Annotated in this window: 14 protein-coding genes; 7 read left to right on the top strand and 7 right to left on the bottom strand. The window is 69.8% G+C overall.

Features of this window, described 5'->3' with window-relative positions:
• Positions 1-85 precede the first annotated feature (85 nt).
• A complete protein-coding gene (locus ACSNN7_RS02765; RefSeq protein ID WP_436678908.1) occupies positions 86-1159 on the bottom strand; it encodes a mechanosensitive ion channel family protein in 1074 nt (357 codons plus the stop codon).
• A gap of 204 nt (positions 1160-1363) precedes the next feature.
• Positions 1364-1618 carry a tyrosine-type recombinase/integrase gene (locus ACSNN7_RS02770; RefSeq protein WP_436678909.1) on the bottom strand — a complete coding sequence of 85 codons (255 nt, stop codon included), beginning with the start codon at positions 1616-1618 and terminating at the stop codon, positions 1364-1366.
• Between ACSNN7_RS02770 and ACSNN7_RS02775 the strand changes: the two genes are divergently transcribed.
• On the top strand, positions 1596-2066 hold the full coding sequence (locus tag ACSNN7_RS02775; RefSeq protein ID WP_436678910.1) for an NUDIX hydrolase: 471 nt from the start codon (positions 1596-1598) through the stop codon (positions 2064-2066). The genes ACSNN7_RS02770 and ACSNN7_RS02775 overlap by 23 nt on opposite strands.
• On the opposite strand, the gene ACSNN7_RS02780 is transcribed toward ACSNN7_RS02775, so the two are convergent.
• The gene (locus tag ACSNN7_RS02780) at positions 2054-2605 is read right to left on the bottom strand and encodes an HD domain-containing protein (protein ID WP_436678911.1); all 552 of its coding nucleotides are present in this window, start codon (positions 2603-2605) and stop codon (positions 2054-2056) included. The genes ACSNN7_RS02775 and ACSNN7_RS02780 overlap by 13 nt on opposite strands.
• A 67-nt stretch (positions 2606-2672) precedes the next feature.
• Positions 2673-4127, bottom strand: a complete 1455-nt coding sequence (locus tag ACSNN7_RS02785) for a HEPN domain-containing protein (protein ID WP_436678912.1) — start codon at positions 4125-4127, stop codon at positions 2673-2675.
• A 239-nt stretch (positions 4128-4366) separates the two neighbouring features.
• Here ACSNN7_RS02785 and ACSNN7_RS02790 point away from each other — a divergent pair, with 239 nt between their 5' ends.
• Together ACSNN7_RS02790 and ACSNN7_RS02795 are read left to right on the top strand one after the other, a co-directional pair.
• The gene (locus ACSNN7_RS02790; protein ID WP_436678913.1) at positions 4367-5113 is read left to right on the top strand and encodes a hypothetical protein; all 747 of its coding nucleotides are present in this window, start codon (positions 4367-4369) and stop codon (positions 5111-5113) included.
• A 1259-nt stretch (positions 5114-6372) separates the two neighbouring features.
• On the top strand, positions 6373-6906 hold the full coding sequence (locus ACSNN7_RS02795) for an HNH endonuclease (RefSeq protein WP_154942404.1): 534 nt from the start codon (positions 6373-6375) through the stop codon (positions 6904-6906).
• 19 nt (positions 6907-6925) lie between these two features.
• Here the strand turns inward: ACSNN7_RS02795 and ACSNN7_RS02800 are convergent, their stop codons facing one another.
• The 3 genes from ACSNN7_RS02800 to ACSNN7_RS02810 all read right to left on the bottom strand — a co-directional run bounded on the left by ACSNN7_RS02800 (position 6926) and on the right by ACSNN7_RS02810 (position 8912).
• Positions 6926-7810: a class F sortase gene (locus ACSNN7_RS02800; protein ID WP_436678914.1), complete on the bottom strand. Its 885-nt coding sequence runs from the start codon at positions 7808-7810 to the stop codon at positions 6926-6928.
• 12 nt (positions 7811-7822) lie between these two features.
• On the bottom strand, positions 7823-8341 hold the full coding sequence (locus tag ACSNN7_RS02805; protein WP_436678915.1) for a hypothetical protein: 519 nt from the start codon (positions 8339-8341) through the stop codon (positions 7823-7825).
• Positions 8342-8432: 91 nt separating this feature from the next.
• Positions 8433-8912, bottom strand: a complete 480-nt coding sequence (locus ACSNN7_RS02810) for an Lrp/AsnC family transcriptional regulator (RefSeq protein ID WP_436678916.1) — start codon at positions 8910-8912, stop codon at positions 8433-8435.
• A 147-nt stretch (positions 8913-9059) separates the two neighbouring features.
• Between ACSNN7_RS02810 and ACSNN7_RS02815 the strand changes: the two genes are divergently transcribed.
• The 4 genes from ACSNN7_RS02815 to ACSNN7_RS02830 are packed head-to-tail and all read left to right on the top strand — an operon-like array spanning position 9060 to position 14093.
• Positions 9060-9962, top strand: a complete 903-nt coding sequence (locus ACSNN7_RS02815) for a tryptophan 2,3-dioxygenase (RefSeq protein ID WP_436678917.1) — start codon at positions 9060-9062, stop codon at positions 9960-9962.
• Between the two features lie 14 nt (positions 9963-9976).
• Entirely contained in the window at positions 9977-11257 is a 1281-nt protein-coding gene (kynU, locus tag ACSNN7_RS02820) for a kynureninase (RefSeq protein WP_436678918.1), read from the top strand.
• Positions 11254-12591 carry an FAD-dependent oxidoreductase gene (locus ACSNN7_RS02825; protein WP_436678919.1) on the top strand — a complete coding sequence of 446 codons (1338 nt, stop codon included), beginning with the start codon at positions 11254-11256 and terminating at the stop codon, positions 12589-12591. The genes kynU and ACSNN7_RS02825 overlap by 4 nt, the downstream gene beginning before the upstream one ends.
• Before the next feature lie 20 nt (positions 12592-12611).
• Complete coding sequence (locus ACSNN7_RS02830) at positions 12612-14093, top strand: 2-hydroxymuconic semialdehyde dehydrogenase (protein ID WP_436678956.1); 1482 nt, start codon at positions 12612-12614, stop codon at positions 14091-14093.
• Positions 14094-14097 lie beyond the last annotated feature (4 nt).

The raw sequence follows: 14097 nt of genomic DNA on the forward strand, positions 1-14097 counted from the left end.
CTGAACGAACGGACGATACCCGAGGGGCCGCGCGGTCCGCGACCCCCAGATTTCGGATAATCCGTCTCCGGTCGTCAGGCGCGGATCAGGTGGCCCCACCCTGGCCGGTGCCGGGGGTTTCCACCGGGCCCGCCGGACCGGCCCCGCCGGTCTGTGGCAGGCCCGGATAGAGCCGGGCGGCGGCGATCTTCGCGGTGATGCCCGAGTTCTCCAACGCCTCGGCCAGCCGGCGGCGCAGCTCCCGGCCCACCGCGAACTGCCCGTCCGCGGTCGTCTTGACCACCGTCCGGATCACCGCGCCGTCCACCGTCATCTGCTCGACGCCCAGCACCTCGGGCGCCTCGACGATCTCCGGGGCCAGCTCCGGGTCCAGCGCCAGCGAGGCCGCCGCCGTCCGCAGCACGGCGCTGGCCTGCTCGGTGCTGGCGAAGCCGATCGGCAGGTCCACCACCACCAGGGCCCAGCCCTGGCTCTTGTTGCCCACCCGGACGATCTCGCCGTTGCGGATGTACCAGAGCACCCCGCGACCGTCCCGGACGGTGGTGACCCGCAGCCCGACCGACTCCACCACGCCGATCGCCTCGCCCAGGTCCACCGTGTCGCCGACGCCGTACTGGTCCTCGATCAGCATGAACAGGCCCGCGATCAGGTCCTTCACCAGGCTCTGCGCGCCGAAGCCGAGCGCGACGCCGGCGATGCCGGCGCTGGCCAGCAGGGGGGCCAGGTCGAAGCTGAACTCCTTGAGCACCATCAGCAGCGCGATGCCGAAGACGAACGCGGTGACCAGGCTGCGCAGCACCGACCCGATCGCCTCGGCCCGCTGCCGGCGCCGCTCGGGGACGAACTCCGCCGGGTCGGGCGCGGCCGACGGGATCCGCTCGCGCAGCGGCCGGAGCACGGTCGGCACCGCCGCGTCGGTGGTGGTGCGGACCAGCCGGTTGATCGTCCGGTGCAACGCCCACCGGGCGGTGAACGCCAGCAGCAGGATCAGCACGACCCGCAGCGGCTTGAGCAGGATCCAGTAGCTGCCCTCGGCGAACCAGACCGAGCCGGTCACGTCCAGGACGCCCTTGCAGAGGGTGTCCTGGAGGCACTCGGCCGACGGCGAGGGGTCGGGGGTCGGCACGGCGGCGGGGAAGGTCACACGGGTGGCACTCACCCTGCTTTCGTACCGCAACACCGTCGGCGGCCCGCCGCCGACCCACCGTGGGGCGACCTGCGTCCCGCCACGGTCCGCCGCGGGCGAACCGGACATCACGAGGGAGCCCGGATTAGTACGTGCAATCCCTGATAGAAGGATGTAGAGGGGTATTTAGCTGGGAAAACACCTAGAAAAGATCATCGGGCGCAAGTAGGGCACAACCTAGCGGGGGTCTTGGTCGGGCGAGTTACCCGGCTGGCTGGTGGCCGTGGGACGGAGGATCTTGCCGACCAGGCCGCGCGGCCGGTCCTTCTTCGGCAGCCAGTGCACGTAGGTCTCAAGCGTGATCCGCAGGCTGGCGTGCCGCAGTGCCTTCTGGACCTCCTGGGGCTCGACGCCGTTGCTCATCAACGTGGTGGCGAAGAAGTGCCGGAGGGAGTGGAAGGTGCCCTCCTTGGGCCAGCTCGAGCATTTCAACAACCCCGATGCGCCGAAGCCGAACAGCATCGTCGTTGCCGTGACCGTCTTCGTTCAGGACGAGCAGGGACGGGTGCTGCTCATCCAGCGCACCGACAACGGCCTCTGGGCGCTACCCGGCGGCGCCCAGGACCTCGGTGAGTACATCGCCGAGACGGCGGTGCGGGAGACCCGCGAAGAGGCTGGCATCGAGATCGAGGTGATGGGCGTGGTCGGGATCTACACCAATCCGAACCACGTGGTCGAGTACAGCGACGGCGAGGTGCGGCAGCAGTTCTCCATCTGCTTTCGGAGCCGGTACATCGGAGGCAAGCCGACGACCAGCGACGAGTCGTCAGCTGTGCGTTGGGTACCGCAGGACGAACTGGACAGCCTGTCGATCCACCCTTCGATGCGGCTCCGCATCGATCACGGCTTCGAACAGCGACGCGAGCCCTACATCGGTTGAGCTGCCATCCTCGCCTCAGTTCGGCGAACCGATGCCATCAAGGCGGGCTCTGCTCGTTGCCAGAACCGTGTCACGAGGTGGTCCGGGCCGTATCGCAACCGGATTTCAGCGAGTCGAGCCTCGACCCGTAAATCCTGGCCGTCCGGCCCAGTTGTCATGTCGGCGTATGCAAGAGCATCAGACGTAGATGACTCCTCATATGGAAATTCAGCAGCCAGGGTGTCGGCCAATCCTCGCTCCTCGGCCTCGTATAGAGCGCACGAGTGGTGGGCAACAAGACCCGCCATACGGGGCTCAAATCCCTGGCGAATCAACCACCGAGCACCGTCCAATGCATGAAACCCGGTATTCGCAATGCCCGGCGAATACCCGATATCGTGCAGCCAGGCCGCAGCTTCCAGTATCTCATCGTCATTATTGGTGAGTGATCCGAGCCTCCGTGCCTTAGCCGCCACGCCTTGAACGTGCCGCCAGCGTCGCGGGAGCGCTTCGGCTAGATGCTGCTGAGCGACAGCTGATGCCCGATCGGATAGGTTCACTCGACAATCCTACGGCCAGTGGCGTCCCTATCGCTAGTAGCCAACTGGTCGCAACGACCGACACCCACTAAGCCTCCCCATACACTTGAGGGCAATCCCGCTTCGCACTCCGGAGGAACTGCTGGTATCTCTCATGCCGCTCGAAGGCTGGCTTCAGAATCTCGTGTGGCACGCCTAGCTCTATCAGTAGGCGGGCAGTCATAAGCCACCTAAGGGACTTGGTGAGCGTGAGGTGTGAGAAAATTGTATCTTCTGATTCGTCGCTGTCGAGTGCGTGAGCGAACCCATTTCTGGCATTGCTAATCAAGCGGTGCCATCTGTTCGTTCGCCCGGTCATGCCAGGAGCAACGGGGGACACATCCCGTGCAAGGCGTTGGAGACGCTTGGGAAAGCTTGGGGCGAAGAGATAGATGCGTAGAGCCCCAGAAAGGAGTCCCTTTGCCTCATCCTCGATTGAGCAGGTCGAAAGCACCTCAAGCGCCTGATCTACCTGCTCTTGCGTCAGTTGGCGTTCATCTGGATACAGGCGCCTATGCAGCCCTTCGGCAGCCGTGGCCAGCTCCAGGAGCTGATTCTGGACGGTTCGGCCGGCTTGTTCAATCGTTCCGGCTGCAAGGTGCGGAAGGGGTCGGAGTGCTTCGATGAGCTCGAACCACTTAGCAAGCCGCTCCATGCCGAACGTTTGCCGGTTAATAAGACCCGGCTCGTCAATCTTGCCCGAGCGGATATCCAGAGGATCGGGCTTCAAGCCAGGCATTACTACCTTGCACCATATCCCGTCCTCTGGCGAGCGGACTTCGAAGGCCACCGGCGGGCAGTCCCTCTCGTGAAGAAGGCTAAGCAGAACGCTGGATGCGACGGCATAGCGCCGCCAGGCCTCGCGAACTGTAATGCCCTCGTCTATCGCAACCCGCACCCAGGTCTTCGTTTCGATGAAGGCGCCAGCTATTCGCGGATGACAGAATGTCGCTGAAGCCTCCAGCGACAACGTGCCTGTTGTGTCAGTCAATGGAGTCGAGAGGGGGTCCGGTTCATCGTAGTGAAGATGTATACCATTCGGCCCTTTCGTCATAGACAGTCCGACGTGGTAACACCATGGGTCTTGCTTCGCAATCCGAAAGCGCGCCTGCTGGACTCGCGCATCGAGTCCGTCCAAATGAGCGCCGACCACTGCATAAGCGCCCTCTAGAACCTCCCGCTGCAACCCGGAATTCGGCTCATCGAAGTTGAGGGTAAAACCTTTGACGGTGTGGTTGACCTGATAGGCATTGCAGATGGTGACGGCTGTTGTGCCTCCAATAAGGGCACCATGGATAGTCCGAGGGCCCGAGAGGTCAGCTGGCCCGTAGACCCTAGTGCCGGGAGACTCGCTAGGAAGCTCCTGGACGAAGCTGGACAGGGCGCCTAGTAGCTCTACCCTCGGTCGGTTCCCGGTGAGGTCTAGTAACCCTGGTACGACAACATCTGGGTTGTCCGCAAACCAGAAGCGTCCTGATACTCGTTCGTCCACCTCGCTTGCCATCCTGCCCCCTAAGTGTCGCGATGTATGCTTTCAGCGACAGCAATGAAACGCAAGTCGATGTGGGCCGGGAGTGCCCTATCATTCGTCTGTCTAGTCCCACCTGAGGCTTGACGAATCCGTCCCAGGACATGCTTGACGGCCTAGATCTCGTTACCCCCGTAGAGTTCGGCCCCATGGGTTGGTTCGGGACGCTCCTGTTGGCAAGGCCGACTACCGCCACGCTTCCGATGCAGCCGGGGGTGCGTGAGGCGTTCGGCTCTCACTTCGCCACGCCAAACCCATGGGGCAACAAGGTTGGGCTCTACGACCTGGGCCAGGGCTGGCAGCGAGTGGGCGTCAGGCCCTTCGCCACCGAGCAGTTGCGGCTGTCCGCGGGGGTGGACGACCTCATGGCGGCCACGGCGGCGCCAGCTGTTGCGGCATACGTGTCCAACAGCTCCTGCGCCCATCTGGAGGGCCGGACTCCGGCGGGCCCTAGCTTCTCGCTGCACCTGCCCAACAACGATGAGCCGTGCGGCTACCAGCACGTGGAGGATAGGCCCAGGCGGGTCGACCCGGACCTCGCGGTGCATGCGTTGGGTACCTGGGCGATGGAAGCAGGCCGGACGCCTTCGACGGAGGCCATCACAGCCATCATTGGCAGCGAGCAGGACGAGCTGCCGGTGATGGAGGATGCCGTATTGGCTCTGTTCGCGGCTCTTGGTTTCACAGCAGGCACTGAGGTTTTGCCCGTCATCAACCCGGACGACCCGGCGTTCAACGACTACCAACGAGTGATTCGTATGGCCGACATCAGGGCTGCGCGCGAGAAGTACATGGCGAGCAGAGGCTGGCCGCTTGACGATGACGAGAAGGCGACTGCGGAGGACCACGACTACCTACGCTTCCGCGGCCTGCTGTGGAGTTCGGTCTACGGCGGAGGAGCGACCCGCGACGAACTCGTCGCGCAGCACGACCAGTTGGCCGCTCGATGGAAGAAGCAGTGACAGGCGCTCGGCCTTGGCAACCCCTCCGGAGGAGACTGCATCCCTCACCGCCCGGCGCCGAAATCCGATCATGTCAAGCATCTGGTGGGACGCCGGTGTAAAGCATCAGCCGGGACACGACAGTGGTGTGCAGTGGTGTCGTGTGAGAACTTTCTGTACGAGATCAAGGCGGCCCGCTTCGCAGGCCGCTCGCGCCGCCGAACCTGGGCCGGGCCGGAGGCCCGAGGCGCGACGGTGATAGCCCGCCGGCGGCGCGACATACGAAGAAGCCCCGGACCGCCATGATCGATGGCAGTTCCGGGGCTTCAAGTTGGTCGAGACAAAGGCAGTGCCTCCGGCGGGGCGCTCGGGCGCTCTGGGATGGTGGCGCCACCCCGACAACCTCCGTCCGGGCAAAGCCGAGCGGGTGGGGCCTGCCCGGTCAAGGTCGTTCAGACAGTGGGGTGCTCCACCTTGACCGGGCAGGCCCCACCCACTCCACGGTGTGCGGACGAAGGCTGACGGGATGGCTAGGAGGCCTAACGGGGAGGGGGCAGCGGGGACCGCCGGATGTCCAGAGCCGTTCTCGGTCTAACCCATGTTCGCCAGTAGGCGCGGACAGGGACCGACACTTCCAGCGCAACCGCCTCTGCGTCGCTCAACTGCACGGACAGGGGCTCACTGCGGGTCCAGTCCAAGGCCGCCTGAACGACACGCGGGCCATCCTCGATGTTGAGGCTGACGGATTGACCAGGTCGCAGCCCGGCGACTCGACGCCCATCCACGGTCACCCAAATCCGCCTAAGCACAGCGCCAGCGTCGAACGGCCGGCTCAGAAGCAGCGTTGCCACCGATTCCCCCTTCGTGTCTTGGCGTTCGACCGCCCACAGGCGGAATTCGGTCGCCCGTCCGCCGACCAGCCGAGATCACTCTGCCAGAAGATCACCAACCCGGGTGCAAGAGGAGGCTTCCAAGATCATGCCGGAAGCAGGGCCGGGCGAAGATCATCGGGCACAGATCCGGCACAACTGAGGCCGACAAGGGCTGTAAACCGCTGTCAGGCGACGGAAGAGTTTGCCCAGGCCAGGGCGGCGATCCGCCCGGATGCGGATGATCCTCATACCAGTTGAGGGATTAGTACGTGCAATCGCGGGTCTTATCAGGGACGATTGGCGCAACGGACGTCGGTGATCCTGCCGGCGTCGGTCGTGGTTCCCCGCTGTGTGGGCCCGGCCGGCGTGGCCAGTGGTGGGAGCAGCTGGACCGGGAGGGTGAGCACGATGCCTGACATACGACCCACGGTGGGCTCCGGCGCGCTGGTTCTCAACGCCACCTACGAGCCGCTGTGTGTCGTGTCGGTGCGTCGCGCCGCCATCCTCGTCCTCTCCGCCAAGGCGGTCTGCGTCGCCGACGGCGACGGCGTCCTGCACAGCGCGCGCGATGCGCTCCCGGTGCCCTCGGTGGTCCGGCTGACCCGCTTCGTCCGGGTGCCGTACCGCACCCACGTGGGGCTGTCCCGGCGGGCGATCTTCGCCAGGGACGGCTGGCGCTGCGCCTACTGCCGGGGCCCCGCCGAGACCATCGACCACGTCTTCCCGCGCAGCCGGGGTGGCCGGCACGCCTGGGAGAACGTGGTCGCCGCCTGTGCGCGGTGCAACCACACCAAGGGCGACAAGACCCCCGCCGAGCTGGGTTGGCGGCTGCACTCCCTGCCCGCCGCCCCCAAGGGCACGGCCTGGCGGGTGCTCGGTCACCGGGCGCCCGACCCGCGCTGGGCGGACTGGCTCGACCTGCGCGAGCCCGAGGCCGCCTGAGCCGTTCGGCCGTGGGCCGTCACCGGATGCGCGCCTCCACCAGCGAGGCGTACACCACCACGTTGTCGGCGTAGCCGGTCCGGCCGCCGACCCAGCGGCCGCCACAGGTGATCAGCCGCAGGTTGGGGCGGCTGAAGTCGCCGTATATCTCGTCCACCGGCAGCTCCTCCTTGTCGTAACGCTGCACCTGGTCCACCTCGAAGACCGCCACCGTGCGGTCCTCGCGGGTCACCTCGACGGTGTCGCCGTCGCGCAGCTCCCGCAGCTGGTGGAAGACCGCCGGACCGGTGGTGGTGTCGACGTGCCCGACGATCACCGCCGGGCCGTACTGGCCGGGGGTGGGGCCCTGGTCGTACCAGCCGGCCTCCTGGGCCCGGTCGGCGTCGGGCACTCCGATGCTGCCGTCCGGCGCGATCCCGACGTGGTGCACCGGCGCCCGCAGGTCGATCCGGGAGATCGCGATCCGGGTGGGCGGGCTGCCCGGCAGCACCGGGAACTTCTTCGGCGGCGGGCGCAGGCCGGCGATGAACCGGTCCGGCAGCACGCTGAGGCCGGTCACCTGTTCGACGCCGAGCATCGTGACGATCAGCGCCATCAGGCCGGCGATCACCAGCACCGGGGTGCCCGGCCCCCGCTTCCGGAAGCCGCCCGGCCGGGCCGCCCGGGGCGCCGGCCGTACCGGCCGGGCGTGGGCGACCGGGTCGGTGGTGGTCACGCTGGCGGTGAAGGCCTGGCCGGCCACCCGGCGGAAGCGGCAGGTCGCCCGGGCTGTCAGCCGCGCGGAGCGGCGGGCCGTCCGGGCCGTGAGCCGGCCGGAGCGGCGGGCCGCCCGGGCCGCCAGCCGGGCCGCGGCGCGGACCCGGTCCCGACCCGACCGCGGCGTACGTCGGCGTTCGCGGGTCATGGCGAGTGGAGGTCAGGAGCCGGCGGCCCGCCGACGGCCCCCGCCGAACATCCCGATCCCGGCCACCACCGCCACCACGGCGAGGCCGCCGACCAGCAGCAGGGAACCCGCTCCCCGGGCGGCCGTCCCGCCGCCTCCGGTCGCCGGGCCCTTGGTGGGCTGGGCCATGTTCAGCACGGTCAGGGTGGTCGCCGCGGTGTTGCCGTTGGAGCACCGCAGGTCGACCGAGTAGTCGCCGGGCTGCTTGTTGCCCGGGATGGTCACCGCACCGGTGAGGAAGCCGTTGTCCGGCCGCAGCACCACCCGGCCGAAGGCGTCGGAGTGCACGGTGGCTTGCTGGTTGTTGGCGTTGTCGCAACCGGCCCGGATGTTGACCCGGGTGCCGGCCTGCGCGGTGTTCGGCGTGACCTCGACGAAGGTGTTCTCCCCGGCCCGGGCCGGCGAGACCGTCGCCAGCACGAACGCCGCGACCAGGACGAACAACGTCAGGACGGCGGAAAAGGCGCGATGGTACGCGTTGAGCCCCCGCATGATTCTCCCCTCCCGGCCAGGTGCGCCGGAATCCTGCGACGGGTGTCCGGGCCTGCATTCCCGCTCGCCGGGGGGCAAACCCCGCGCCGGTTCAGCGGCGGCGGGCGCCCGGCGCCGGCGTCCCGGCCGGTGGGGTCGGCAGCGGCGTGACCGGGTGCCAGTCCAGCGGGGTGGAGAGCACCATCGTGCTGGACGGCTGGCCGTACGGGGCGAGCCGGTCGATGACCGCCTCGAACTCGGTGATCGAGCCGGCGGCGACCTTGAGCAGGCTGCACGCGTCGCCGGTGATCCGGTGGATCTCCCGGATCTCCGGCCAGCCGGCCACGTCCGGGTCGTGCAGGATGCAGCGCGAGCCGTAACAGGACATCCGGATCATCGCGACGACGCCGCGACCGGCCCGGGTCAGGTCCACGTGGGCGTGGTAGCCGGTGATCACGCCGGACTCCTCCAGCCGGCGGACCCGCTCGGCCACCGCCGGCGGGGACAGGTGCACCCGCCGGGACAGCTCGCTGAACGACAGCCGCGCGTCGGCCTGCAGCTCACGCAGCAGGGCCCAGTCCATCTCGTCCACGCGTGGACCTTACCTTCCTGAAGCCGAACGGCAGAAGAGCCTTCCATGCCAAAGGTGATCACCGGGGATCGCCGTGGAATCGGCATTCCGTACGCCGTTGTGACCGGGGGATCATGTCGTCACCCGGCTCACGGAGGAGACGACAAGGTGGATCAGACGGATCTGCGGGCGCCCACGGGGACCACCGCGGTGCGCCCGGTCACCCCGCAGCAGCGCGCCGCGCGGGCGGCCCGCAACGGCGGCGAGCCCACGCTCGAGTTCGCCGACCGGGTGCCGTACGACGCGTACGTGCACGCCAGCACCCTGCACACCCTGCAGCAGCCGCTCAGCACCGACCCCGGCGAGATGTCCTTCCTCATGGTCAGCCAGATCATGGAGCTGTACTTCGGGCTGACCTGTCACGAGCTGCGCCAGGCCCAGCAGGACCTGCGCGCCGACCGGGTGTGGGAGGCGTTGGCGCCGCTGCGCCGGGCCGCGCTGCACCTGGAGGGGCTCAACGCGGCCTGGCGCGGGCTGCGCTGGATGACCCCGGCCGACTTCAACCGGTTCCGCAACCTGCTCGGCGAGGGCTCCGGCTTCCAGTCGGCCATGTACCGGCACCTGGAGTTCCTGCTCGGCCTGCGCGACCCGGCGCTGATCCGCCCGTTCCGCCGCCAGGAGCAGGTCTACGACGAGCTGCGCGAAGCCCTCGCCGTGCCGAGCCTCTGGGACGACGTGCTCGCCCTGCTCGCCCGGCACGGCCACGACCTCCCCGCCGACCTGCTCGAGCGGGACGTCGCCGTCGAGCACCGGCCGCACCCGTCGGTCGAGGCGGCCTGGGTGGAGATCTACGACGACGGCGGGCCGCAGAACCACCTCCGCCTGCTCGGCGAGGCGCTGACCGAGGTGGCCGAGCAGTTCGGCGACTGGCGGTGGAACCACGTCAAGGCGGTGCAGCGGACCATGGGCGCGAAGGTCGGCAGCGGCGGCTCCGCCGGACTGGCGTGGCTGCAGCGCAGCATGGCCCGGGTGGTCTTTCCGGAGCTGTGGTCGGCCCGGACGGCGATGTGAGCGGGGAGCGGGACATGTCGACCTCGGAACAGGACGCGCACCGCCGCGACGCCGCCGACCCCGGCCACCGTCACCTCTTCCACGTGCCGCCCGCCGACGGCGGCCGCTACCCGGAGGCGGCCTACCTGGCCGGCAACTCCCTCGGGCTGCAACCCCGGGCCACCCGCGCCGAACTCCTCGCCGACCTGGACGCCTGGCGCGCGCTCGGCGTCGAGGGGCACCTGGAGGCGCAACGGCCCTGGCTGCCGTACCACGAGCTGTTGACGGCGCCCGCCGCGCGACTGGTCGGCGCCCGGCCCGCCGAGGTCGTGGTGATGAACTCCCTCACCGTCAACCTGCACCTGCTGATGGTGAGCTTCTACCGGCCCGCCGGGAAGCGCACCCGGATCGTCATCGAGGACAGCGCCTTCCCCTCGGACAGCTACGCGGTGCGCAGCCAGGCCCGCTTCCACGGCCTCGACCCGGACGACACCGTGGTCCGGCTGACCCCGCGCCCCGGCGAGGACACCCTGCGCACCTCGGACGTGACCGACTACCTGGCCGCCGAGGGCGACCGGGTGGCGCTGGTGCTGCTCGGCGGGGTCAACTACCTCACCGGCGAGCTGATGGATGTCCCGGCGATCACCGCCGCCGGCCGGGCGGCCGGCGCGGTCGTCGGCTGGGACCTGGCGCACGCCGCCGGCAACGTGCCGCTGGCGCTGCACGACTGGGACGTGGACTTCGCGGCCTGGTGCTCCTACAAGTACCTCAACTCCGGGCCCGGCGCGCTGGGCGGGGTCTTCGTCCACGAGCGCCACCTGGGCGATGCCCAGCTGCCCCGCTTCGAGGGCTGGTGGAGCACCGAGGCGGCCACCCGGTTCGAGATGACCCCGGTCTCCCGGCCGCCGGCCACCGTGGAGGCCTGGCAGATCTCCAACCCGCCGATCTTCGCGATGGGCCCGGTCCGCACCTCGCTGGAACTCTTCGACCGCGTCGGCATGCCCGCCCTGCGCGAGCGCAGCGTCCGGCTCACCGGCTACCTGCAAGGGCTGCTCGACGAGGTGACCCCCGGCCGGCCGCTGACCGTCGTCACCCCGCGCGACCCGGCGCGGCGGGGCTGCCAGCTGTCGGTGCGCATCGGCGCCGGCAGCGCCGCCGAGCTGACCAAGCGGCTGCGGCACGAGCACGGCGTGATCGCCGACGCCCGGGAGCCGGACGTGATCCGGTTCGCCCCGGTGCCGCTCTACTCGACGTACCACGACTGCTGGCGGGTCGCCGACGCGCTGGCCGCGACCGTGCCCGGGGTGCCCTCATGAGTGTCGAACGTGACGAGGTGGCGGTGGTCGGCGCCGGCCTCGCCGGCTGCCTGCTGGCCTGCTTCCTGGCTCGGCGCGGCTATCCGGTCGCCCTCTACGAGCGGCGGCCGGACCCGCGCGCCGGGCGGGTCGAGCGCGGCCGGTCGATCAACCTGGCGCTCTCCGAGCGCGGCCTGGACGCACTGCGCCGCATCGGCCTGGACGAGCAGGTGATGGCCGACGCCCTGCCGATGCGCGGCCGGATGATCCACCCGGTCGCCGGCGAGCCGCAGTTCCAGTCGTACAGCGGCTCCGGGGACCGGGCGATCAACTCGATCAGCCGGGGCGCGCTGAACAACGCCCTGCTCACCGCCGCCGCCGCGCTGCCCGGGGTGCGGATCGCCTTCGACCACCGGCTGGTCGGCCTCGACCCGGCCGGCGGCGAGATGACCTTCGAGACGCCGCAGGGCAAGGTCACGGCGACCGCCTCGGTCGTCCTCGGCGCCGACGGCGCCGGCTCCGCGGTGCGCGGGCAGCTGCTCGGGTACGGCGCGGTGACCGAGAGCCTGGACTTCCTCGACTACGGCTACAAGGAACTCACCATCCCGCCGCTCGGCGGCGAGTTCGCCCTCGACCCGTCGGCGCTGCACATCTGGCCGCGCGGCACCTCCATGATGATCGCGCTGCCCAACCCGGACCGCTCGTTCACCTGCACGCTCTTCTGGCCCACCCACGGCACCGCCAGCTTCGCCTCGCTGGGCAGCCCGGCCGCGATCGAGCGGCACTTCGCCACCCACTACCCGGACCTGATCCCGCTCGCGCCCAACCTGGTCGACGACTACCAGCACAACCCGGTCGGGGTGCTCGGCACGGTGCGCTGCGCGCCCTGGCAGGTCGACGGGAAGGTGGCGCTGCTCGGCGACGCGGCGCACGCCATCGTGCCGTTCTACGGCCAGGGCGCCAACTGCGCCTTCGAGGACGTCGTCGAGCTGGACCGCTGCCTCGACGAGTGCGGCGACGACTGGTCCGCGGCGCTGCCGCTCTACCAGCGCCGCCGGCAGGACAACGCCGAGGCGATCGCCCGGATGGCGCTGGCCAACTTCGTGGAGATGCGGGACAAGGTCGCCTCGCCGGTCTTCCAGACCCGCAAGCGGATCGAGCACGCGCTGGAGCGGGCGCTGCCCGGCCGGTACGTTTCGCAGTACGAACTGGTCTCCTTCTCCACCACCCCGTACGCCGAGGTGCGCCGCCGGGTGCGGCGCCAGTACGCGGTGGCGGGGGCGGTGGCCGCGGGTGGGCTGGCGCTGCTGGCCGGCGTGGTGGGTGCGGCGATCGGCCTGGGGAGGCGCGGATGACGCTCTGGGACGCCCGGCTGATGGCCGGGCACGCGCCGGACGGGCCGGGGCTGCTGCGCCACTTCGTCGGCGGCGAGTTCGTCGACGCCGGGCGGCGCTTCACCAAGCGCAGCCCGGTCACCGGTGAGCCGGTCTTCGAGGTGGTCGAGGCATCGAAGTCCACGGTGGACGACGCGGTGGCCGCGGCCCGGGCGGCGCTGCGCGGGCCGTGGGGCCGGATGGGGGAGCGGGAGCGCGCCGAGGTGCTGCGCCGGGTCGCCGACGAGCTGGAACGCCGCTTCGACGACCTGGTCACCGCCGAGGTGGCCGACACCGGCAAGGCCATCTCGCAGGCCCGCACCCTGGACATCCCACGCGGCGCGGCGAACTTCCGGGCCTTCGCCGAGATCGTGGCGACCGCGCCGACCGAGTCGTTCACCACGGTCACCCCGGCCGGCGGCCGGGCGCTGAACTACGCCGTCCGCAAGCCGGTCGGCGTGGTCGCCGTGATCGTGCCGTGGAACCTGCCGCTGCTGCTGCTCACCTGGAAGGTCGCCCCGGCCCTGGCCTGCGGCAACGCCGTGGTGGTCAAGCCCAGCGAGGAAACCCCGGCCTCGGCGACGCTGCTGGCCGAGGTGATGGCCGCGGCCGGTGTGCCGGACGGGGTGTTCAACCTGGTGCACGGCTTCGGCCCGGACTCGGCCGGTGAGTTCCTCACCCGGCACCCGGGGGTCGACGCGATCACCTTCACCGGCGAGTCGGCCACCGGCGGCGCGATCATGCGGGCCGCCGCGGACGGGGTGAAGGCCGTCTCGTTCGAGCTGGGCGGCAAGAACGCCGGGCTGGTCTTCGCCGACGCCGACCTGGACGCGGCGGTGGCCGGCTCGGTGCGCTCCAGCTTCACCAACGGCGGGCAGGTCTGCCTCTGCACCGAGCGGATCTACGTGCAGCGCCCGGTCTTCGAGGAGTTCACCGCCCGGCTGGCCGAGCGGGCCGGTGAGCTGGCGTACGGGTGGCCGGCCGACGAGGCGACGGCGAACATGCCGCTCATCTCGCACGCCCACCGGGACAAGGTGCTCGGCCACTACGCGCTGGCCCGCACCGAGGGCGCCGAGGTGCTGACCGGGGGCGGTACGCCGCGCTTCGGCGACACCCGCGACGGCGGGGCGTACGTGCAGCCGACCGTGCTGACCGGGCTCGGCCCGCACACCCGGACGAACACCGAGGAGATCTTCGGCCCGGTCGTGCACGTGGCCCCCTTCGACGACGAGGACGAGGCGTACGCGCTGGCCAACGGCACCGAGTACGGCCTGGCGGCCACGGTCTGGACCCGGGACGTGGGCCGGGCGCACCGGGCCGGCGCCCGGCTGGACGCCGGCATCGTCTGGGTGAACACCTGGTTCCTGCGCGACCTGCGCACCCCGTTCGGCGGCGTGAAGGCCTCCGGGATCGGGCGGGAGGGCGGCGTGCACTCGCTCGATTTCTACTCCGAGTTGACCAACGTGTGCGTGGACCTGTCGTGAGCGA

Origin of the sequence: Micromonospora sp. URMC 105, from assembly GCF_051386295.1 — a bacterium.
In the GTDB taxonomy this organism is placed as follows: domain Bacteria; phylum Actinomycetota; class Actinomycetes; order Mycobacteriales; family Micromonosporaceae; genus Micromonospora.